The sequence below is a fragment of the Alphaproteobacteria bacterium genome (genome assembly GCA_035625915.1).
Classification (GTDB): domain Bacteria; phylum Pseudomonadota; class Alphaproteobacteria; order JACZXZ01; family JACZXZ01; genus DATDHA01.
This window is the reverse complement of record DASPOR010000079.1, coordinates 26,434-47,192: the sequence shown is the minus strand read 5'-3', so window position 1 is coordinate 47,192 and position 20,759 is coordinate 26,434. Positions and strand designations below refer to the sequence as shown.

The window sequence follows — 20,759 nt, the reverse complement described above, 5'->3', positions numbered from 1 at the left end:
CTGTCAGCGCGTCGCCGCCGCTTCGAGCCCGAGGCGCTCCAGGCGACTGGCAATCTCGCTTTCCCAGCGACCAAGCAGCTCGACGTTCGAATGCCGCCTCAGTCCGTATCTGCGGTAAAGCTCGAAACGCTCGCTGTCGAGGCGACCGAAGGTGGCCACGACACGCGGGTACCAATAATTTACCGAGGCTTGCGCCGAAAGGGACGTGTCGCCCTCCGCGATCGCCTTCGCCAGGCCGGACTCGCCAAGCTTCGCGTGCGCCGTCTCGCGCGGTACGATCGTTGCCATCGCGTCCGCGAGAGGAGCGTAGGAACAGTCGCGCAGGTCGCCGAGTTGAATGGCGCTCGCGGTCCCCATCAGCATGTTCATCGCAACGGAGTCGATCCACCCTTCGATGGGGTAATGGAAGACATTCAGGCGTTTGTCACCGGCAATGCGCCGGTTTTCGAGATCGAGCGTGCGAGCCAACCGCGCCGACCAGGGGTGGGACCGGACATAGAGGCTCGGATTGACGCCAAAGCGCAGCAGGAGATCGAGGACCAGCTCGGCGTGGGCGAATTTCTCCGCGACGATGCGTGCGGCGATGCTTCGTTCCTTGAGGCCGGGCGCTACATTGATCAGATCGGCGAACCCCGCCGCACCCGCCAATTCGGAGTCGACAAAGACCACCATGAGACGCATGAGTTCGGCGCGGTAGCCGGCCGACAGCTCGTCGGCACCGCCGAGCTTCCCCCCCTCTGCAATGCGGGCGACGATTGCTGTGTCATCCATTGCCATGCGCGCCCTCCTTGAGGCCTCGGCCGCGGACCCACTCTATCCTGCATGACCTTGGCGTTGAACAGGTTCGCCGGATGCGTCCTTGACCCTCCTTCCCGCATGCATGTAAGTCGGATCCGCGGGAAGATGATACATTGCGCGGTGGGAAATTGCAGGCGCGGCATCGAAGTCGCTTTCCTTGGCCGGCTTCGAATACCGGCCAAGGAAAGCGATCGATCGCGGCCGGTACCGCTGGCCCGTCGGGATGGAAACTGGTCTGGCATCGCTCCATGGCGGATATCCTCATTCTCGTCGGCACGGAATCCGGGAATGCCCAGATGGTCGCCGATCTTTTGCAGGACGAGCTCGGCAAGGATGGCCACAACATCGAAGTCATGAGTCGCGGGGACGCTCGAGACGCAAGGCTCGCCGAACGTTCGGTGGTGCTTGTTTGCTGCTCGACCCATGGCGAGGGCGAGCTACCGGAGAATATCCGACCGCTCCATGACTCGCTCGGAACGGAGAAGCCTGCGCTCGCTCATATTCGCTATGGCGTGATAGCACTTGGCGACCAAACCTATCGCGAGACATTTTGCCGGGGTGGTAAGAAGATGGATGCGCTCTTCGCCGGCCTAGGTGCGCAACGTTTGGGGGAACGGCTTGAGATCGACGCCTGTACGCAACCCCTCCCGGACGAGGAAGCGCTCGACTGGGCGCGGGAGTGGGTGAACCTGCTATAGTGCGACTTTCATCCAAAACGAGGGAATACGGAGATGGTCCGCGTCTTTGCGATCGACGGTGTGACGCCTTATGTCCACCCGGAAGCCTATGTGCATCCAACCGCGTCGCTCATCGGCGACGTGTTCGTCGAGGCTGGCTGCTATGTGGGGCCGGGTGCGAGCCTCAGGGGCGATTTCGGCCGGCTCCTCATGCGGCGCGGCAGCAACCTTCAGGACAATTGCATCGTGCATGGATTTCCGGGCACCGAAACCGAGATCGGGGAAGATGGGCACATCGGCCACGGTGCGGTAATCCACGGCTGCCGGATCGGGCGCAACGCGCTCGTCGGCATGAGTGCGGTTATCATGGATGGCGCAAAGGTTGGTGAGGACGCAATCGTCGCAGCGTTGAGTTTCGTGAAGGCCGGGTTCGAGGTTCCGCCGGCAACGCTCGTCGCCGGCATACCGGCGAGGGTCCTTCGCCCGCTCACCGAAAAGGAAAAGGCGTGGAAGATTCAAGGTACTCGCGAATACCAGGAGCTTGCCGTCCGGAGCCTGCGAACCATGACCGCGACGGAAGCGCTTGCGACCCTCGATGACGTTCGCCTCGCCCAACGCACCAAGGGCGAAACAGACCTCGTACCGCTCTACCGCGCCAGACAGGGATAGCCGTAATTGTAGCCTCTTCGATGCCGTTACAGCGGTTATCGGGCTACGGCACCGGATGGCCGTGCAGCTTCATGAGGTATCGGTAGGGATCGCTTGTGTAGACGGCCCCACCCGAGACGAGCAGCACGGCACCCGATACCCATCCCGCTTCGTCCGAGGACAAGTAGAGGGCGGCCGATGCGATGTCCTCGGGCTTGCCGAGGCGGCCCATCGGGTAAAAGCTGCTGCGCTGGCGCTGCATCTCCTCGGTCGGGAACCATGGCATGGTGAGCGGCGTCACGATGACCGCCGGCGCAATCGCATTGACGCGGATGCGGAATTGGCCGAGTTCCACGGCCATGGTCTCGGTCAGGCTGTTGATGGCCGCCTTGCAAGCGGCATAGATGCCTTCTCCGCCGGGGGCTGCATAAAAGCTGTCGATCGAGCTCAGGAAAAGGATACAACCGCCGCGCCCGCTTGCCCGCATGGCGCGTGCGCCCACCTGGGCGCCCAAGACCTGAGCGGTGACGTTAAGCCGCAGCATCGCGTCGAGCGTGGCTTCCTTCATATCGATCATATCGGTCATATCGCCAGCACTCGGCGTGAACCCGCCGGCATTATTGACCCAGACGTCAATGCCGCCGAAGCGCTCGACGGCGATCTTTCCCAGCCGCTCGACCTGTCCGATGTCGGTCACATCGGTTTGCTGGACCACGACCTTGGCGCCAAGCGACTCTACTTCCTTGGCGAGGGACGACAAGTCGGCACTGCTGCGCGCTCCTCCCACCACGTTCGCCCCTTGCCTTGCGTAAGCGAGGCAGATTGCTCGGCCGATCCCTTTACCCGCCCCCGTGACGACACAGGTCTTTTGCTTGAACGAAAGCATGTCCGTACCCCCTTCGCGATGAACAATCGCAGAATAAGGCCGAAGCGGGGCGTTGCCGAGTCTGTTGGTTCGTTCTCTTTAACGTCATGGCCGGGCCAACCGAAGGCCGAGACCCGACCATCCACGTCTTTCACCGATTGGGCAGCTATAGGAATGGAGAAGTCCGGAATCATTTGTCGAGCACAACGCACAACTGTGCTTCAACACTAGGCGGGCAGGATCCCAAGCCGACGGTCGCGATCCCGCAGATAGCTCACCGCGGGCAGAGCGAGCAGAACCATCCAAGCCTTGCCGATGATTTGCCCGCCAAGGAAGTTCAGGCTGCCGAACGCAATCCAGAGAAATACAATACTGTCGATCACAAGAGCCGCGGTAGCGCTCGCAAAGACGGCGCGCACGAGGCCGCGGCGCTGGAGCGGGGTGTACACCGCATAGTCCGCGAGCTCAGAAAGCAAAAACGCAGCGGAGGACGCAAACAGCAGGCTCGGTGGCGCAAAAGCGGCCGAAACGAGTGCGCCCGCGGCAATCGCAATGAGCGACCACCGGCGGCCGAGGCGGCGTTGAACGAGATCGCGCAAGACGAGGGCAAGCCCCACCATCAACACCCCGCTTGGCGCCATGATTCCGGGTGCTACCGGAATGAGGCAGGGCCCCTGCGGGACGCACGCCGTCCCGACGTTATCGATCAGCCAATTCGCCGTGGGAATGCACGACACAAAGGCCAGGAAAAAAGTGATCCCTTCACTCGATCTCTCAAAATTGCGCGAATTCATGTCGTGGCGGCCTCTTGCGTGCAGCAACGGTGGTGGGTGCCAATGTCGATGAGGTCAGGTGCTGTTGGCAAGTGCGGTAAATTTGCGGTAACCGTTTCTGCGCAGCACGCAGGCTGGACAAGTGCCGCACCCAAAGCCCCAGTCGTGACGACGCACGCGCTCGCCCAGATAGCAACTGTGGGTGTGGTCGATGATGAGCGATACGAGGCCGTCGCCGCCAAGTTCGCGCGCAAGCTGCCAAGTCGCCGCCTTGTCAATCCACATGAGCGGCGTGTGAAGCACGAAGCGCTTCGCCATCCCGAGATTGAGCGCCACCTGAAGTGCCTTGATGGTGTCGTCCCGGCAGTCGGGATAGCCTGAATAGTCCGTTTCGCACATTCCGGCGACGATGTGGCGGATACCGCGCCGATAGGCAAGTGCCGCGGCGATCGTGAGAAAGACAATATTGCGCCCGGGCACGAATGTGGTCGGCAGGCCGTTCTCGCCCATCTCGATGGCGGACTCATGCGTAAGTGCGGTCTCGCCGATGTCACCCAGCACGCTGAGATCGATCCGGTGGTCGGGGCCGAGGCGTCGCCCCCACTCGGGAAAATCCCGTGTGAGTGCCGCGCGGACGGTTTGACCGCATTCGAGTTCGATCCGGTGGCGCTGTCCATACTCGAAGCCGATCGTCTCGACGGCGGCAAATTTCTCGAGTGTCCAGGCAAGGCAGGTCGACGAATCCTGCCCGCCGGAGAACAGCACCAGCGCCTTCTCCTCCGCACCTTGAAGCTTCACGGCAGAGTCTATTACAGCGGACATATCGGTCTCGTTGTTCGAAAGCATAGCCGCTGGAAGCGCCAATCTTGTGCCAGAGCGAATGGCCGGGTTCAAGGGCCATTGCTCATTTGGCCGCGCCGTCACGCGCGATTCGCCGTGGAACGCGCCCGCGCCGATGCGCACATCCTCGGCATCCTCGAGGGGGCGACGGAAAATCAAGCGCAAATGTTCGCGCGCAGGGTTGTTCGGCGGCAGGAATTGACATCCACACCGGCTGTTTCGCCTCACCTCGGCAGAAATATGAAGTTCTTGACGTAATGGCCGCCGAGCTGTGGATGCGCTCGTGGCTCGATCTGAAATCTCTGCACGTCGAAATGGCTGACGTTTCGAAGCACCCCGCCCGCGAGGAAAAAACCGTCATACTCGAGCGAGCGCAGCAGGGCGAAGACCGCCTCGGTCGCACTGCCGACATGTGCATGCTCGTTCTCCAGGAAAAGTACCGGCCGTTGGCGTCGGAGAGTTTCCGTTGCCCCATGCAACACGCTAAGCTCGTGGCCCTCCACGTCGATCTTGATGAAACCGATTTCGTCCAGAACGAGGTCGTCGATCCGCTTCGCTGCGACGCGGGCGATCCCGTAACGGCCCTCCTTCGCGCGCGTGAGCGAGGCGCCGTTGTTTGACCAGCCGCGTCTGCCGCGCGGCACGACCAACTCAGCGTGGTCCGTCGTCTGGTCGCTCAGCGCCACTTGATGAAGAGTGACGTTCGCGTCGACAACGCTTCTCAGCACATCGAAGGCGAGCGGGTTCGGCTCGAATGCGTGGACGTGACTGCTGTAGCGGGCAAGGTAGTATGTGTAGAGGCCGAGGTTGGCCCCCACATCCAGGCTGAGTTTCGACCGATCGATCAGAAATTTCAGCAGTCCCATTTCCGGATCGATCGCCTGCATATATTTGTGGGAGCGATAGCGATAATAGAGTCGGCCCGGTATCCATTTGTATTTTGCGCCTTGCCGAAGATAATTGATGCAATCGCGCAGGGACTCGCGCCCCGTAATCGGGACGCCGCCTTCGTAAAGGTGACCTCTCACACGCGATCCATTGAGATAGCGCGTGCCCGAACGCTCTGACAGTGCGCGGCGATCATTGACCCGACACCATCGCCGAACAGTCGTGCGACCCCGCGATGCGTGCCCTCCTCGTCCTTTCGCATAATCTGCGCCCGCCCGGCCGCGTCTGCGGCCAGGATCGCGGCAAGCCTGCGCCTGACGCGCTCCTCCTGTTCTTCGGGCAATCGGCAATCCCTGGCGCCAGTCGTGAACTCGATACCTTTATGTTGGCAATTGGCGCAACTCCGACGGCGCCGGGACCGTCGACGTCCGTCAGCTCGTTGAAGCGAAGCAACCATCCGCCCGCCAAGAATTGCGCGAAATCGCATCATATCACCGGCTTGGCCACCGGAGCGCGCGACCGGGCGCTCCGTCATAGCGCTATGGCGTAGCAATATTGCCCATCTTCGTCGATCGCGGCACGTCCCGTCGAATTCGCGCCCCTTATCGCAGACTACGGATGAACGCTCTTTGGAAAGGGGCTCGCTCCCTTTCAGGAGGCGATTGCGGCTTCCATGGGTCTGGCCTCGACCTCCGCGATGGGCGACACGTAGAGACGATAAAGCGTCTCCATCACTGAACATGCTTCGTGGCTTGCCAGCGAATAGAAAATTGTCTGTGCACTTCGCCGGGTCCGGACGAGCTGGTCGCGGCGCAGTCGGGCGAGATGCTGGCTGAGTGCGGACTGGCTGAGGTTCACGAGGTCCTCGAGTTCTCCCACGCTATGCTCGCCCTCCGAGAGGTAGCACAGGATGAGAAGCCGACGTTCGTTGCCGAGTGCCTTGAGCAATGTTGTGGCGCGTTTGGAACTCGCCTTCAAGTTGATTGGTCTCATTGGATTGCACACACCTTCTAGGGTTTTAGTTGTCCAGCCCGTTTCAGCGGGCAGGTGCGAATGACCTTGTGCGTTTCCCGTTCCCACGGCGCACGGATGCGACTGTGAACGGCTCTAACAACAGTCAGACGTATTAAAGTAGATTCTGGTTCAACATCGACTCCGAATCGCGGCATCTCTACCTTGTTTTTCGCGGCATATCACATTCGACGGAATATCATTCGCGATTACGTGAACAAATTCGACGATTGCTTGTATCGGTATCAAGTTGATTTCCGAACCCTTGCGTATCGGTAATTAAACATTTGATTCCTGATATTATTTTTGTGTCAGCGACAAAATATTTTTGCTGATCCCTCGGCATCGATCGAGCCCACGCTCATTCGCCGCTGGGAGAAAATCGTATCGTGTTTCGTCGTTCGAATTCGATGCGATCCCGAAAGCGCTTCGATGGCGAGCCGCCAATTCCTTGCCATGCTTCGGTTTTCCTTCATTACGGGCATTCTGATAAAATACGCGCAATATTTCTGTCGTCACGGCCACCCCGAACGAGTGTCACGAAAATTTGTTTGAGCGAATCCACTGTTCCGATGGTAGAGCCGGCGTCGACGGAGTAATCGTCATCTGACATATCCCCAAGCAAGGAGAGCGCGTTGAACGACAATCTTCTACAGCGCGAATTGAGTGCCGAGGAAATCGACATGGTCTCCGGCGCCCAGCTTTCATTTTCCTCCGTCGTTGAGGCCTTCCTTCATCGGGTACGTCAAATTGTCTTCAAGTTCGTCAATGAGGGCCAATTCGATCCCGAATGGCTCAACGGTGGGACAGAGGGTCTCGAGGACTAGCGTGGTGGATTTGAAGCGCCTGTCATTCTGGTGGCATCCACGTCTTTCAGCGATAGGGCATCCATACGAATGGAGAAGTCCGGAATTATTTGTCGGACACAACGCGCGACTGTGCCTTGAATCCGAAATTCGCTCGCGGTCCCACCCCCAAATCTGACGAATTTCGAATTAGCCACACGAGCCGCGAGGCCCCGGTCGACTCCTGCACGTTATAAAGATCGGTCTCCAGGATTGCGGCAACGGCCCGATGCTCACTAAAATCGGTCCGGCAATGGTTGACGGAAAGCGTCGCGGATCATGCCGGTCAAGAAGACTCTCGATACGAAGGGGCTGAAATGCCCACTGCCGGTTTTGAAGGCGCGGCGGGCGATGAAGGAACTCGCCTCGGGAGACGTGCTCGAGGTGCTGGCGACGGATCCCGGATCGGTGAAGGATTTCGAGGCCTTTTGCCGGACCACGGGAGACCGGCTGCTCGACTCCCGCCAAGACGGCGATATTTTCATCTTCAAGATCGAAAAGGCGAACTGAACCGGCGGTAAGCGATGGCGCCGAACGTCTGGCTCGAAGTTGCACTCAACGGCCCTTGGTCGCGGGCGGTTCAACCGCGCATTCCGATCACGGTTGACGAGATCGTGCGCGAGGGTATTGCCTGCGCCGAAGCCGGAGCGGCGATCATCCATGTCCATGCCTACGACCCCGCGACGGGACGGCAGAAAGACGACGCCGAGACTTACGCCGCGATCATCGAAGGAATCCGTGGGCACGTCGACGCGATCGTCTACCCAACGATACCCTTTGCAGGCAGTGCCGACGCCCGTGGATCGGTGAAACCCGAGGCGCGATTCGCCGTCATCGAAGCGCTTGCAAGGCGCGGCCTGATCGAATGGGCTGTGGTCGATCCCGGCTCGGTCAACTTGACCCACCGGCGAGAGCTTGCGGCCGGACGCAGCGGTTTCGTCTACTTCAATTCCGAAGACGACATTCGCCACGGGCTTGAACTTGCCAGGCGCTACGGCTTTCATCCAAGCTATGCCTGTTACGAGCCTGGGTTCGTGCGCTTGGGTGCCGCACTTGCCGGCCATTGCCGTGGCGTGCCGAAGCCGCTCTATCGGTTCATGTTCTCGGACGATATCTTCTTTGGGTTTCCACCAGCCCTATACGCGCTCGAGGCTTATCTCTCGCTCTTTCGTGGCGAGGCGCTGGCGGCACCTTGGATGGTTGCCGGACTCGCTGTCGATATTTCGCCCCTCGTCGGCGAGGCGGTCCGGCGTGGCGGCCACGCGCGCGTGGGCCTCGAAGATGCGCCATTCGGCTGCACGCTGAGCAATCTTGAGCTTACCGAGAAAGCCCTCCGCGCGATTGCAGAAGCGGGTGCGGTTCCCGCGCGCGCGGCGGAGGTGCGAGCGGCATTTGCGGACGCTAAATCTTGATGACACGAGGCCGCCGGCACGCCCATGATCCGGGGAAGGCACTCCCATCGATCACGGAGACCTATGTCTACATTGCTTTATAGCCATTCGGCATTCCTCGATCACGATACCGGCCCCCATCATCCGGAGCGACCCGACCGCTTGCGCGCGATCACGGCGATCCTGGAGACCGAGGCATTTTCGCTTCTCGATCGTCGCGAGGCGCCTTTGGCTGAAAAAGCGCAAATCGCGCGCGTGCATCCCCAAAGGTTTGTCGATTGGGTCCTTGAACAAATTCCAGACGATGGTTTGGCCGGTCTTGACGCCGATACGATCGTATCGCCCGGATCGGGCGAGGCGGCACTCCGTGCAGCCGGCGCGGTGTGCGCCGCGGTGGATGCCGTCGTGACCGGTGAGGCGCGGAACGCGTTTTGCGCGATCCGCCCGCCGGGCCATCATGCCGAGCCGGAACGCGCGATGGGATTCTGCCTGTTCAATAATGTCGCGGTCGGGGCCGCCCATGCACGCGCGGTGCACGGCTTGAAGCGCGTTGCGGTCGTCGATTTCGACGTCCATCACGGCAACGGCACGCAGGCGGCCTTCGAGAAGGACGGCGACCTTTTTTACGCCTCGACCCACCAGTCTCCGCTTTATCCGGGCACCGGGCACCCTGAAGAGCGCGGTGTTGCCAACAATGTCGTGAATGCTCCGCTGCCGGCGTTTGCGGGTTCGACGGAATTTCGAAGTGCGATGGAGCGTATCGTACTGCCCGCACTCGAGGGCTTCGCGCCGGAACTCGTAATCGTCTCTGCTGGGTTCGACGCACACTTGCGCGACCCGCTTGCCTCGCTAAACCTTGTCGAGGACGACTATGCGTGGGTCACTCGCAAACTGTGCGAGATTGCCGCTCGACAGTGCAAGAGCAGGGTCGTTTCGGCGCTCGAAGGCGGCTATGACCTGAGGGCGCTCGCGGGTTCCGTGGCGGCCCATGTCGATGTATTGATGTCGGGCTGACGGCTTTTCCAGGGCCATGCGCGAGGCCGTAATTCGCCGCTGGGCGGATCGGCCGACAAGGGATGCGAATTGTGCCTAAGAAGGTGAAATTGCACAAATATTTCTTCGATCCTTGCCCGATCGGGACGGGCTGACTATAGTCCGCCGCGCGGTAGTCCTTCCGAGGAACGGTATGGCCGAGAGTCCGATTCCTGCCGATGTCGCCAAGCTAAGCTTCGAGGACGCCCTGAAGGAGCTCGAATTGATCGTGCGCCAGCTCGAAGACGGCAAGGGCAATCTCGACGATGCGATCAAAAGCTATACGCGTGGGGCCGCCCTGAAGCGCCACTGCGAAGCAAAGCTTGCTGAAGCGAAAGCCAAGATCGACAAAATCGTGTTGGGTCAGAGCGGGCCGATCGGGCTCGAGCCAGCCAAGATCGATTGAGGCCTGATTTGCGGGAATTCGATGCAGCCCTGGCCGCTTCGGCCGCCATTGTTGAAGCCACGCTCGGGCGCGTGCTGCCCGATAACGGCGGTCCGGAGGTGCGCCTCTTCGAGGCCATGCGATACTCGAGCCTCGGCGGTGGCAAGCGCCTGCGGCCCTTTTTGGTGATCGAGGGGGCAAGGCTCTTCGGCGTTCCATTGGAGAATGCCGCGCGCGCCGGGGCCGCGGTCGAATTGATCCATTGCTATTCGCTTGTTCACGACGATCTGCCTGCAATGGACGATGACGAACTTCGCCGAGGCCGGCCGACCTGCCATATACAATTCGACGAAGCGACGGCGATCCTCGCGGGCGATGCGCTTCTGACGCTGGCTTTCGAGGTCCTCGCCGATGAGGCAACCCACAAGGACCCGGGTGTGCGGATAGCACTCGTCGCAGCGCTCGCCAAGGCAGCGGGACCGAACGGCATGGTCGGCGGCCAAATGTTCGATCTCGCCGCGGAAACCCGGCCACTCAGCCTTGAAGAAATCATGCGTCTTCAGCGGATGAAGACCGGAGCGCTCTTCAATTTTTCGTGCGAAGCGGGGGCCATTTTGGGCAATGCATCTGATTTAGCGCGTAAATCATTGTTATCTTATGCACAAGACCTGGGTCTGGCATTTCAAATCGTGGACGATCTTTTGGATGCCGAAGGAACAGAAGCAGAAGTAGGCAAGAAGGTGAGAAAAGACGCAGTACTCGGCAAAGCGACTTTTGTATCCCATTTGGGTATTGAGAAGGCTCGAAACGAGGCACATATGTTAGGTGAGCGGGCCGTATCTTCTCTTGATATTTTTGGCGAAAAGGCCGAACCTTTGGCCGAGCTTGCGCGGTTTGTCGTGTCGCGCAGGGCGTAGTGGAGGATGACTTGACTGAGCATAGCAACACGCCACTCTTGGACCGGGTGAAGGAGCCGAAGGATCTCCGGGAACTTTCCGTGGACGAACTCAAGAAGCTTGCGGAGGAGCTTCGGAGCGAGACGATCGACGCAGTGTCCGTCACGGGCGGTCATCTCGGCGCGGGCCTGGGCGTGATCGAGCTGACAATCGCCATCCATCACGTCTTCAAGACGCCCGAGGACCGGCTCGTCTGGGACGTCGGCCATCAATGCTATCCGCATAAGATTCTGACCGGTCGGCGCGACCGTATTCGCACGCTGCGCCAGGGTGGCGGGCTTTCAGGCTTCACCAAGCGATCGGAGAGCATTTACGATCCCTTCGGCGCTGCGCACAGCTCGACCTCGATTTCGTCGAGCCTCGGCATGGCGGTTGCGCGCGATCTGCTCGGGCGCAAGAACAACGTGATTGCGGTGATCGGCGACGGCGCGATGAGCGCCGGCATGGCCTACGAGGCGATGAACAATGCAGGCTCGAAGTCGAGCCGCCTGATTGTCGTCTTGAACGACAACGATATGTCCATTGCACCACCCGTGGGCGCCATGAGCGCCTATCTGGCAAAGCTCGTATCCTCGAAGTCGTACCGTTCGCTCCGCCATCTCGGCAAGGAGATCTCCAAGCGTTTTCCACGCTCCATCGAGAACGCGGCACGGCGTGCTGAGGAATATGCTCGCGGCCTCGTCACCGGCGGCACGCTGTTCGAGGAGCTTGGGTTCTTCTATGTGGGGCCGATCGACGGCCATAACCTGGATCACCTTTTGCCGGTGCTCAAAAACGTGCGCGACGCGGACGAAGGTCCCATCCTCATTCACGTGGTCACCCAGAAGGGCAAGGGTTATGCGCCGGCGGAGGCGTCGGCGGACAAGTATCATGGCGTCGTCAAATTCGATGTCGCGACCGGCCAGCAGGTCAAGGCAAAGTCCAACGCGCCCGCTTATACCAAGGTGTTCGGTCAGGCGCTTGTGAAGGAAGCGGAGAAGGACGCGCGAATAGTCGCAATCACGGCAGCAATGCCGTCGGGTACGGGCGTCAACATCTTCGCCGATCGCTTCCCCGATCGCGCCTTCGACGTCGGCATCGCGGAGCAGCACGGCGTTACCTTCGCGGCGGGCATGGCAACCGAGGGTATGAAGCCATTCTGCGCGATCTATTCGACGTTCCTTCAGCGCGCTTACGATCAGGTCGTGCACGATGTGGCGATCCAGCAGCTGCCGGTGCGCTTCGTGCTCGATCGTGCCGGCTATGTCGGCGCCGACGGCCAAACCCACCACGGGGCCTTTGATGTTAGCTATCTTGGCTGCCTGCCCAATTTCGTGCTGATGGCGCCGTCGGACGAGGCCGAACTTGTGCACATGGTCGCAACCCAGGTTGCGATCGACGATCGTCCGAGCGCGATGCGGTATCCGCGTGGCGACGGGGTCGGGGTGCAAATGCCCGAGGCCGGCGTGCCCGTTCCGCTCGGAAAAGGCCGCATCGTGCGCGAGGGGACCGCCGTCGCCATACTTTCCTACGGTACGCGGCTTCATGAAGCGCTCAAGGCGGCGGAGGAGTTGCAGGCACGGGGGCTTTCGACGACTGTTGCGGATGCGCGGTTCTGCAAGCCCCTCGATGCCGAGCTCGTGCGGCACCTTGCAAGCGAGCATGAAGTGTTGATCACGGTCGAGGAGAATGCGATCGGCGGCTTCGCCGGCCATGTCATGCAGTTCCTCGCGCACGCGGGGCTGCTCGATCGCGGCCGCCTCAAGTTCCGGCCGATGTGCCTACCGGACCGCATCATGGATCACGACAAGCCTGAGCTGCAGTATGAGCAGGCGGGCCTCAACGCCAAGCACATCGTCGGCCAGGCGCTGACGGCACTCGGCCAGGATTTGAGAGGGCAACAAGCGCGCGCCTGATCCTGCCGGCGTTGGGCCGAGGTTCGCCACTCGTCTCGAAAAGAGGGGCCGTGCGCATGCGTGCGGCCCTCGTTTCTTGGCTTCGTCGCACGCTGGACCCGATCTCGACGACCGTAGAATGCCCAGCAGGCACCTTAAGGATTCGAAGCCACGGAAGAAGAGCCGGCTCGACCTGCTCCTCGTCGATCGTGGGCTCGTCGAAAGCCGTAATCGCGCGCAGGCCCTCGTCATGGCGGGCCTCGTTTTCTCGGGCGACCGGCGTCTCGACAAGCCCGGCGCACTGCTTCCTATCGAAACGCCGCTTTCGCTGCGTGGAGCCGATCATCCGTGGGTGTCACGTGGCGGGCTCAAGCTTGCGCATGCGCTTGAGCATTTCGGGATCGATCCGGCAGGAAGGACGGCCTTGGACGTCGGGGCGTCGACGGGCGGATTTACCGACGTGCTTCTGTCGCAAGGGGCGGTCAAAGTCTATGCGGTCGATGTCGGGCAGGGCCAGCTTGCCTGGAAACTCCGCGAAGATCCTCGTGTGATCGTATTGGAGCGCACCAACGCACGCCATTTGACGCGCGAGCATGTCCCCGCACCGGTCGACCTCATTGTCTGTGACACTAGCTTCATCGGTCTCGCGACAGTGCTGCCGGCAGCACTCGCCCTTGTTGCGCCGAACGCAGCACTCGTGGCACTGATCAAGCCCCAGTTCGAAGTCGGACCTCACGAAGTCGGCAAAGGGGGGATCGTGCGCGATCCGACGCTTCACCGGGCGGTATGCCATCGCATCGAGGACTGGCTCGAGAGCCTTCCAGGCTGGCGCGTACTCGGCATTGTTGATAGCCCCATCGCCGGTGCCGAGGGCAACAAGGAATTTCTTATCGCGGCACGCTTCGGGGTCGAGGTGCCGTGAAGGTCGAACTCGAAATCGACATCGAAAAGATCGGCGCGCGCGGTGACGGCATCGGCACCCTCGAGGACGGCCGGCGGCTTTACGTGCCATTCACGGCGCCCGGCGACCGCGTGCGTGCGCGTCTGGGACAGCCTCGACCGGACGGTTTCGCGGGGCGAGTTACGGCTATACTTGCAGAAGGGCCGGGCCGCGGTGAGCCCCTCTGCCGACACTTCGGGCATTGTGGGGGCTGTGCGCTTCAGCATCTTTCAGCCGACCACTACCGCCACTGGAAGCTTGCCCTGCTCGGCGAGGCCCTCACGCGACAGGGTGTCGCGGTGCGCGAAATCCGCAACTTGAAGGTATTGCCGGCTGGCTCCCGCCGGCGTGCGGAATTTAGCGCCATGCGTCGCAAGCATGATGTCGTCCTCGGCCTCAACGCCCGACTCAGCCACCAGGTGATCGATCTCGTCGAATGCCCTGTGCTGATCCCCGAGATCGTGGCGTTAGTGGCGCCCCTGCGCGAGCTATTGTCAGGGCTGCTCGACCCTGCCAACGCGGCTGAAGTCGCGGTGCTGAAGAGCGACAGCGGGCTCGACTTGCTGCTCGCGACCGGCGCGCAATTCGGCCTCAAGCGGCGTGAATCCCTTGCGGCATTCGCCGAAGCGCACGATCTTGCGCGGATCGCCCGCAAGCATCCACGATCGCGCGGCACGGAAACCATCCTGGAGCGTCGCCCGGTGCGTATGCGCTTCGGCGACATCGCGGTCGGAATACCGCCCGGCGCTTTCCTTCAAGCGAGTTCGGAGGGCGAAACAGCGTTGCGCCTTGCGGTCGAGGAGGGAGTCGGTCCGGCGTCGCGCGTCGCCGACCTCTATGCCGGCTGCGGCACGTTCGCCTTCGCACTCGCGGCCGCGGGTCGCACGGTTCACGCCGTCGAGGGCGATGGCGATATGGTAGAAGCGATGGCGGTTGCGGTGGGGGCGTACCCACGGTTGCGCGTCACGGCCCTAAGGCGGGATCTCGACCGCCGCCCCCTCGCACCGGACGAACTTCGGCCCTGCGAAGCGGTGGTGTTCGATCCGCCGCGCGCTGGTGCGCGCGCCCAAGCCGAAATGCTTGCGCGCAGCGGTGTTGCGCGCGTCGTCGCGGTGTCGTGCAATCCCGCGACGTTCGCACGCGACGCGCGCACACTCATCGACGGCGGCTTCACGCTCGATTGGATTCAGCCGGTCGACCAGTTCCTCTGGTCGCCCCATCTCGAACTGGTCGCGACATTTTCCCGAAAGTAAGCCGATGCGGCAACCGTCGCTCGCTGCGATGGCAAATAATTGCCAAGTCAGATAATGACCCCGCCGGTAGTGACCGGCGGGGCGTTTTGGTCGATGACGTGGCTGGCGCGGTGTCTTTATCGCGACGCCGCGCCCGTGTTTACAGGCCTAAGCCCGATTTCCTTCCCAGTGGCCGCCCGGATTCTCGGGGGAGGCAAACAAGCCTCGTCACTCCGGTTGCGGAATAGGAAACTTCGGGAAATGCGGCGGATTTGGCCCCCAAGGTGGATTGATGATGGGCTTATGGCCAATGAGGATCGGGTTTGGCGGACTTTTAACAATGATCGGGAGGGAGAGACCCCCGCTCACAACCTCCACTTCCTGCGCGGTGAGTGCGCGAAGCTTATCATTCGTCATGGTCATACTCCTGCGTCCTGATCGGCTGTATTTCAGATCGCCCACGGGCGAATAGGGTCAGCCGATCGACAACTTCAAAGTAAGGACGAGACTAGATCGCGTCCCCTCAAATAGTCCAGAAGTATTTATTTTTTCTCTGTCGATTGAATATTTGTGACAATATAATTTATCAGTAAGTGCTTATATTATTATTTTATGCTTCGAAGATTCCCTTAATCGACCTCGCGATCTCTGCGGAATTACAATGAGGTAACCGCTTCGCGCCTGCGAACGCCTTGCGGAGGTCGCGCGTCAATGGGATGCACAATTTCAAGATCGCCATCGCCGCCCGCACGTACGAGCCGGCGCCACGGCAGCGCGATAAGTTGGCGAACAGGGCTTCCGCGAGCGGGAGGCAAACTGGAAAAGTCGCGGACAGCGCCCGACACCGCTAACTACATCGGGGGTGCCACGCCCTTGCCGTAATTGACCCGCAGGGCGGTAAGTTGGCCGTCAGCCCCCTTGTTGGCGACGACAAAGACCTTTTGTCCCTTCTTCAGGTCGGCGCGCATGCCCGGCACGAACGTCACGATTGGAGTCTTCGGCGGAACCGTGACCGTGGCGGTCCCATCCTTGTACGAAAGTTCGAGGTTGCGCCCCGATTTTCCCTTGACCACCGCCGTCACCGTCGCATTCGTCATCGTGCTGCCGGGCTTGAGATCCCAATCATAGTGGCCTTCGCCCGAGCCGCGCAAAGCCTCCGGGAAGATCAGTACCTCAAGCGCGCGGAGGTTTCCGTCGGGGGCGGATTCCGCCGCCGTGCCGATGAAGGTGCCCGGTTTCACGGCCGACAGCTTCGCCCGCACAACGGCGTTGACGCCGAGATTGTCGGCGAGCTTGAGCGTGACCTTCGGTCCTTCGCGCGTGGCGATCGTCATTGAAGTGTCGTCGATGGCGGCGATTTGGCCCCGAATACGAACGGGCGGAGCGTTTTGCGCTTGTGCCGCACCGACCACGCACACGATGAAGGTAAGCGCAAGGACGCTGGCGCGACGGAACATGACACCTCTCTCGTTTGGTACTCTCGGATGGCCGTTACTCAGCCGGCTAAACATCGGAAATGGATACCGTGCCGGGCGGGACGGATTTACAGCCGAACGCCGCACGTTTTCGCTATCATGGGTTGAAGGGGCAATCAAGTCGAGTGAGATCAAAACTTTGCGACCGCGCTGTCCCTGTATATTTATATATTCGAGAAATCGCTGGCACCGCACAGGATCTTCAGCGCTCGCGGTAACTTGAACGGAAGTTGACTCGAAATCGTTGTCCCCAGGGGCGAAATGATGCGCTAAGGAGATCCATGATAACCCCCTGGCTCGATCGCAGCGGCCGCCTTTCGCCCTTCAAAACGTTGGTTTTTGGGGCCCTTTTCGTCCCGGCCGCGTGGACCGGGCTCGCCTACGTCATGGGAGAGCTCGGGCCTCGCCCCATCAACGCGGCGACCCACGAGATCGGCCTTTGGACAATCCGCTTACTCTTCACCTCGCTCGCGATCACGCCGGTCAGGCAAATCCTCCAGTGGCCGCACCTTGTCCTCGTGCGGCGCATGATCGGTGTCGCCACATTTTTCTACGCTTCACTGCATCTTTGCATCTACGTGATGGATCAGGCATTCGATCTCGAAAAAGTCGTTTCGGAAATCGCCTTGCGCTTTTATCTCACACTTGGATTCACAGCCCTCTTGATGCTCACGGCCTTGGCCGCCACATCGACTGACGGCGCCGTTCGCTGGCTCGGCGGGAAGAGATGGCGGCGACTTCACCAGCTTGTTTACGTTGTCGGTGTGTTGGCGCTCATACATTTTTTCTATCAAAGCAAGGTGAACGTAGACGAGGCGATGTGGATGTCGGGCCTCTTCGCTTGGCTGATGGGCTATCGCGTGATGGCTTGGCTTTGCGGTAACAAGAGCCACGTCCCCCTTTGGGCGCTCTTTGTGTTGGCGCTTGCTTCGACTTTGGCGATGGCGTTGGGCGAGGCGTCCTATTACTGGATCAAGCTCGACGTCGATCCGATGCGCGTGCTTGACGCGAATTTCACGTTCATGATCGGCATTCGGCCGAGCTGGATCACGCTCTCCGCCGGAACGCTCGCGGCCCTGATCGGTGCTATCCGCGCCTACTTCGCCCAACGCCCCGTGCGGCCTCGCCTGCAGCCCGCGTGAGCGCCGCCTTCTCGAGGTTGCGCCATCGTGCTCGGCAATCGGTCGACCCAAAACGTGTTGTTTTTGCTTGGTGCGCTCTGCCGAGGCTGATCTAGTACCATGCATGATCCGGATAACGGCCAATATCGCGCTCGATGAAGGCGAGATTGCGGAGAGATTCGTCCTTGGGTCCGGTCCCGGCGGACAGAACGTCAACAAGGTCGCGACTGCGGTCGAATTACGCTTCGATGTTCGCCGCTCCCCGTCTTTGCCCCCCGGGGTTCGGGCGAGGCTCGAACGCCTCGCCGGCCGGCGTCTCACGCAACACGGCGTGCTCATCATTACGGCACAGCGTCACCGCACCCAGGCTCGCAATCGCGACGAGGCGATGGCAAAGCTCATCGAACTGATCCGCCGGGCCGAGAAGCCGCCAACCCCGCGCAGGCCTACCAAGCCAACGGCCGCGGCACGCCGCCGGCGCCTCGATGGCAAGATTCGCCGCGGCGCGACCAAGCGACTGCGCGAGACACCCCGCGACGAATAACGACGGGCCCTATCGAATTTCGACGGGTGGAGCGAGAAGCCAGGCTTCCTCTCGCGAGAGCAATGCCGGCAGCTCCACCGCGAGCGGGTGGAGTGCCGAGACCGTGTCGCCGAGACGTTCGGCCAAGCTCGACACCACTCTTGCTTCGACGCGGGCGTCATCGGCAAAGAGCTCCCTCAACAGCCGCCGGAATTCCCGGCCTGGCGGGGGGTAGACGACGAGTCGGACGGTCTCCTCCGGCTTGATGTTGGCGGCCTCGCGCGCGAGCTGGATCGCCGTGGGCAGTCCGCCAAGGGCGTCGATCAGCCCATTCTTGTACGCCTGGTCGCCGGTGAAGACCCGGCCCTTCGCAACCGATGGAATCCGGCCTGCGTCGAAGGCGCGACCCTTCGCGACCTTGCCCGTGAAGTCCTTATAGACAGCGTCGAGCGAGGCTTGAAGCTTGGCCCAGCCTTCCGGCGTGAAATCGCGTGTGGCGCTCCACATTTCGGCGTTGGCGCCGAACCCGACCGAATCGAAGCTGATCCCGAGCTTCTCCATGAGGCCTGTCACGACGAACTTGCCGCCGAAAACGCCGATCGAGCCCGTGAGCGTACCGGGCTCGGCGACGATCTTGCTCGCCGGAACTGAAATAAAGTATCCGCCCGACGCCGCCACATTGCCCATCGAAACGATGACTGGCTTGCCGGCCTGCTTTGCTCGCTCGACCGCACGCCAGATTGTGTCCGAGGCGACGTAAGAGCCACCCGGGCTGTCGACCCGCAGAACGATCGCCTCGACCGTGCGGCTTTGCGCGGCCTCGTCGAGTGCGTCGGTCATGGTGTCGGCGCCGATTCGATCGGTCCCGTCGAGCGGGTTGTCGAAATCGCTCTCGCCCGACACGATCGGACCGCTGCCCTCGACGAGCGCGATCACGTGTCCGCCTGTGCGCGCCTCGCGCGTCGCCTGGAAATAATCCCGAAGCCCGATCAATTTGGCTCCGTTGCCGGCGCGCCGACGCGCCGCATCCTCGACCTCGTCGCGATAGCCCAGTTTGTCGACGAGCTTGGCGCCGAGCGCATCGTTCGCCAGGAATGGGCCGCGGTCCACGAGCATCTTGACGTCGTCGAGCGGTAAGCCGCGGCCGTCTGAGACGCCCTTGGTGAGCTGGTCGTAGATCGAGCTCAAGAGGCTCGTCATCGATTCGCGAAATGCCGGGCTGTATGCGGCATCGGTCAGTTGATCGATCGCATTCTTGTATTCCTCGCGCTTGGCGAAGTGCGGGACGATGCCGAGCTTGTCGAGTGTTCCCTTGAGGAAGGGCGTCTCGGCGGCAACACCGGCGAGACCGACCTCACCCGATGGCTGGAGCCAAATCTCCTCGCAGGCGCTTGCGAGATAATAGGCGCCGTTTCCTCCCCCACCTTCGCCATAGCTCTCGCCGAATGCGAGCGCAAATTTGCCAGCCTTGCGAAAATCGGCTATGGCGTCGCGGAGCTCCTGCGTCGTTGCGAAACCGAGCCCGCTACCCACGCGCATGACGAGGCCCTTGACGCGCGCATCATTGGCGCCGTGGTTCAGCGCCTCTTCGATCTGTCGCAGCGTGAGCCGGTCGCGCTGGAAGAGCCCGCTAAACGGATCGTCGCCACTTCCTTGCGCGAGCCCTTTCGAGAGATCGAGTTGCAATACCGCGGTATCCGGGACCGCCTTGATGTTCGATCTGATAGCACTCGTGCCGATCCAGACGCCGAGAACCGTCAGCGCTACGACGACGAATCCGACGATCGCGAAAAATCCAACGACGATACGTTTCAACCACCGCATGCCAGCGATTCCCGAGAAGAGGTGAGGTGTTGTGGGACGGTCAGCGGTCCATTGCGTGATATTCCGGATTGGGCATCATTTCGACCGCCGATGCGACCCGGTTCGACATGTTGTAAAAACCCGCGACGTCCGCGATGTCGAAGATGTCCTCCTCGCTGAAGCCGGCCGCGTGAAGGGCAGCGCGATCGGACTCCTCCATCGCATGCGGCCGCTCGGTGAGCTTGGCTGCAAAATCGAGCATCGCGCGATGGCGCGGCTCGAGCGATGCGACGCGATAATTCATGACCAGCATCTCGCCCAATTGAGGGTCCCCGGAGAGCTTGCGCACCGCCTGTCCGTGCGCGACGAGGCAATAGTAGCAGTGGTTGATCGACGACACGACGACCGCAATCATCTCCCGCTCGAGCTTGCTGAGGCCCGAATCGCCGAGCATCAGCTCATTGTAGAAGGCAATGAAGTTGCGCAGTTTCTTGGGTCGAAGTTGATAGGCGCGCAACACGTTCGGCACGAGGCCCAGTTTCTCGCGGCACTTCGCGTAGAACGCCTTTACGTCTTCCTCCGCCGATCCTTCGGCCGGAACCTTGAGCGCCATGATGCGGCTCGGCTGTGGCATCGCACTTCTCCAGTTGGTGCCGACGCAACTGACGGCGTCGGCGGTCGC

Annotated in this window: 23 protein-coding genes; 13 read left to right on the top strand and 10 right to left on the bottom strand. The window is 61.3% G+C overall.

Annotated features, from left to right (window positions below):
- Positions 1 to 3: 3 nt before the first annotated feature.
- Entirely contained in the window at positions 4 to 777 is a 774-nt protein-coding gene (locus VEJ16_06685) for a Phenylacetic acid catabolic protein (protein ID HYB09337.1), read from the bottom strand.
- A 269-nt stretch (positions 778 to 1,046) separates the two neighbouring features.
- On the opposite strand from VEJ16_06685, the gene VEJ16_06680 reads away from it, so the two are divergent.
- Positions 1,047 to 1,496 carry a flavodoxin domain-containing protein gene (locus tag VEJ16_06680; protein ID HYB09336.1) on the top strand — a complete coding sequence of 150 codons (450 nt, stop codon included), beginning with the start codon at positions 1,047 to 1,049 and terminating at the stop codon, positions 1,494 to 1,496.
- 33 nt (positions 1,497 to 1,529) lie between these two features.
- Entirely contained in the window at positions 1,530 to 2,144 is a 615-nt protein-coding gene (locus VEJ16_06675) for a phenylacetic acid degradation protein PaaY (protein ID HYB09335.1), read from the top strand.
- Positions 2,145 to 2,187: 43 nt separating this feature from the next.
- On the opposite strand, the gene VEJ16_06670 is transcribed toward VEJ16_06675, so the two are convergent.
- The 5 genes from VEJ16_06670 to VEJ16_06650 all read right to left on the bottom strand — a co-directional run bounded on the left by VEJ16_06670 (position 2,188) and on the right by VEJ16_06650 (position 6,482).
- Positions 2,188 to 3,009, bottom strand: coding sequence for a glucose 1-dehydrogenase (locus VEJ16_06670; protein HYB09334.1), 822 nt, complete (start codon positions 3,007 to 3,009; stop codon positions 2,188 to 2,190).
- A 206-nt stretch (positions 3,010 to 3,215) separates the two neighbouring features.
- A complete protein-coding gene (locus VEJ16_06665) occupies positions 3,216 to 3,782 on the bottom strand; it encodes a VUT family protein (protein ID HYB09333.1) in 567 nt (188 codons plus the stop codon).
- A 54-nt stretch (positions 3,783 to 3,836) separates the two neighbouring features.
- Positions 3,837 to 4,559, bottom strand: a complete 723-nt coding sequence (gene queC / locus VEJ16_06660; protein HYB09332.1) for a 7-cyano-7-deazaguanine synthase QueC — start codon at positions 4,557 to 4,559, stop codon at positions 3,837 to 3,839.
- 266 nt (positions 4,560 to 4,825) lie between these two features.
- Positions 4,826 to 5,629, bottom strand: coding sequence for an FkbM family methyltransferase (locus VEJ16_06655; protein ID HYB09331.1), 804 nt, complete (start codon positions 5,627 to 5,629; stop codon positions 4,826 to 4,828).
- Between the two features lie 511 nt (positions 5,630 to 6,140).
- Complete coding sequence (locus tag VEJ16_06650) at positions 6,141 to 6,482, bottom strand: metalloregulator ArsR/SmtB family transcription factor (protein HYB09330.1); 342 nt, start codon at positions 6,480 to 6,482, stop codon at positions 6,141 to 6,143.
- Positions 6,483 to 7,135: 653 nt separating this feature from the next.
- Here VEJ16_06650 and VEJ16_06645 point away from each other — a divergent pair.
- From VEJ16_06645 to VEJ16_06605, 9 genes are all read left to right on the top strand, one after another.
- Entirely contained in the window at positions 7,136 to 7,327 is a 192-nt protein-coding gene (locus tag VEJ16_06645; protein HYB09329.1) for a hypothetical protein, read from the top strand.
- A 297-nt stretch (positions 7,328 to 7,624) separates the two neighbouring features.
- A complete protein-coding gene (locus VEJ16_06640) occupies positions 7,625 to 7,855 on the top strand; it encodes a sulfurtransferase TusA family protein (protein HYB09328.1) in 231 nt (76 codons plus the stop codon).
- 14 nt (positions 7,856 to 7,869) lie between these two features.
- Positions 7,870 to 8,757, top strand: a complete 888-nt coding sequence (locus VEJ16_06635; GenBank protein ID HYB09327.1) for a 3-keto-5-aminohexanoate cleavage protein — start codon at positions 7,870 to 7,872, stop codon at positions 8,755 to 8,757.
- Positions 8,758 to 8,820: 63 nt separating this feature from the next.
- A complete protein-coding gene (locus VEJ16_06630) occupies positions 8,821 to 9,750 on the top strand; it encodes a histone deacetylase family protein (protein ID HYB09326.1) in 930 nt (309 codons plus the stop codon).
- A 172-nt stretch (positions 9,751 to 9,922) separates the two neighbouring features.
- The gene (locus VEJ16_06625) at positions 9,923 to 10,174 is read left to right on the top strand and encodes an exodeoxyribonuclease VII small subunit (protein ID HYB09325.1); all 252 of its coding nucleotides are present in this window, start codon (positions 9,923 to 9,925) and stop codon (positions 10,172 to 10,174) included.
- Positions 10,171 to 11,070, top strand: coding sequence for a farnesyl diphosphate synthase (locus tag VEJ16_06620; protein ID HYB09324.1), 900 nt, complete (start codon positions 10,171 to 10,173; stop codon positions 11,068 to 11,070). Before VEJ16_06625 ends, VEJ16_06620 begins: the two co-directional genes overlap by 4 nt.
- 11 nt (positions 11,071 to 11,081) lie before the next feature.
- Positions 11,082 to 13,004, top strand: coding sequence for a 1-deoxy-D-xylulose-5-phosphate synthase (gene dxs / locus VEJ16_06615; GenBank protein ID HYB09323.1), 1,923 nt, complete (start codon positions 11,082 to 11,084; stop codon positions 13,002 to 13,004).
- Positions 13,005 to 13,122: 118 nt separating this feature from the next.
- Positions 13,123 to 13,905 (top strand): TlyA family RNA methyltransferase, encoded by a 783-nt coding sequence (locus VEJ16_06610; protein HYB09322.1) that lies wholly within the window; start codon positions 13,123 to 13,125, stop codon positions 13,903 to 13,905.
- Complete coding sequence (locus VEJ16_06605; GenBank protein ID HYB09321.1) at positions 13,902 to 15,176, top strand: TRAM domain-containing protein; 1,275 nt, start codon at positions 13,902 to 13,904, stop codon at positions 15,174 to 15,176. The genes VEJ16_06610 and VEJ16_06605 overlap by 4 nt, the downstream gene beginning before the upstream one ends.
- Before the next feature lie 207 nt (positions 15,177 to 15,383).
- Here VEJ16_06605 and VEJ16_06600 read toward each other — a convergent pair whose 3' ends face one another.
- Positions 15,384 to 15,572, bottom strand: a complete 189-nt coding sequence (locus VEJ16_06600; GenBank protein ID HYB09320.1) for a hypothetical protein — start codon at positions 15,570 to 15,572, stop codon at positions 15,384 to 15,386.
- A gap of 434 nt (positions 15,573 to 16,006) precedes the next feature.
- Positions 16,007 to 16,612 carry a hypothetical protein gene (locus VEJ16_06595; GenBank protein ID HYB09319.1) on the bottom strand — a complete coding sequence of 202 codons (606 nt, stop codon included), beginning with the start codon at positions 16,610 to 16,612 and terminating at the stop codon, positions 16,007 to 16,009.
- Positions 16,613 to 16,911: 299 nt separating this feature from the next.
- On the opposite strand from VEJ16_06595, the gene VEJ16_06590 reads away from it, so the two are divergent.
- Positions 16,912 to 17,772 carry a protein-methionine-sulfoxide reductase heme-binding subunit MsrQ gene (locus tag VEJ16_06590; GenBank protein ID HYB09318.1) on the top strand — a complete coding sequence of 287 codons (861 nt, stop codon included), beginning with the start codon at positions 16,912 to 16,914 and terminating at the stop codon, positions 17,770 to 17,772.
- 103 nt (positions 17,773 to 17,875) lie between these two features.
- Positions 17,876 to 18,295: an alternative ribosome rescue aminoacyl-tRNA hydrolase ArfB gene (gene arfB, locus VEJ16_06585; GenBank protein HYB09317.1), complete on the top strand. Its 420-nt coding sequence runs from the start codon at positions 17,876 to 17,878 to the stop codon at positions 18,293 to 18,295.
- A 9-nt stretch (positions 18,296 to 18,304) separates the two neighbouring features.
- On the opposite strand, the gene sppA is transcribed toward arfB, so the two are convergent.
- Both sppA and VEJ16_06575 read right to left on the bottom strand, forming a co-directional pair.
- Positions 18,305 to 20,098, bottom strand: a complete 1,794-nt coding sequence (gene sppA, locus VEJ16_06580; GenBank protein HYB09316.1) for a signal peptide peptidase SppA — start codon at positions 20,096 to 20,098, stop codon at positions 18,305 to 18,307.
- 40 nt (positions 20,099 to 20,138) lie between these two features.
- On the bottom strand, positions 20,139 to 20,711 hold the full coding sequence (locus VEJ16_06575; GenBank protein HYB09315.1) for a peroxidase-related enzyme: 573 nt from the start codon (positions 20,709 to 20,711) through the stop codon (positions 20,139 to 20,141).
- Positions 20,712 to 20,759: the final 48 nt, after the last annotated feature.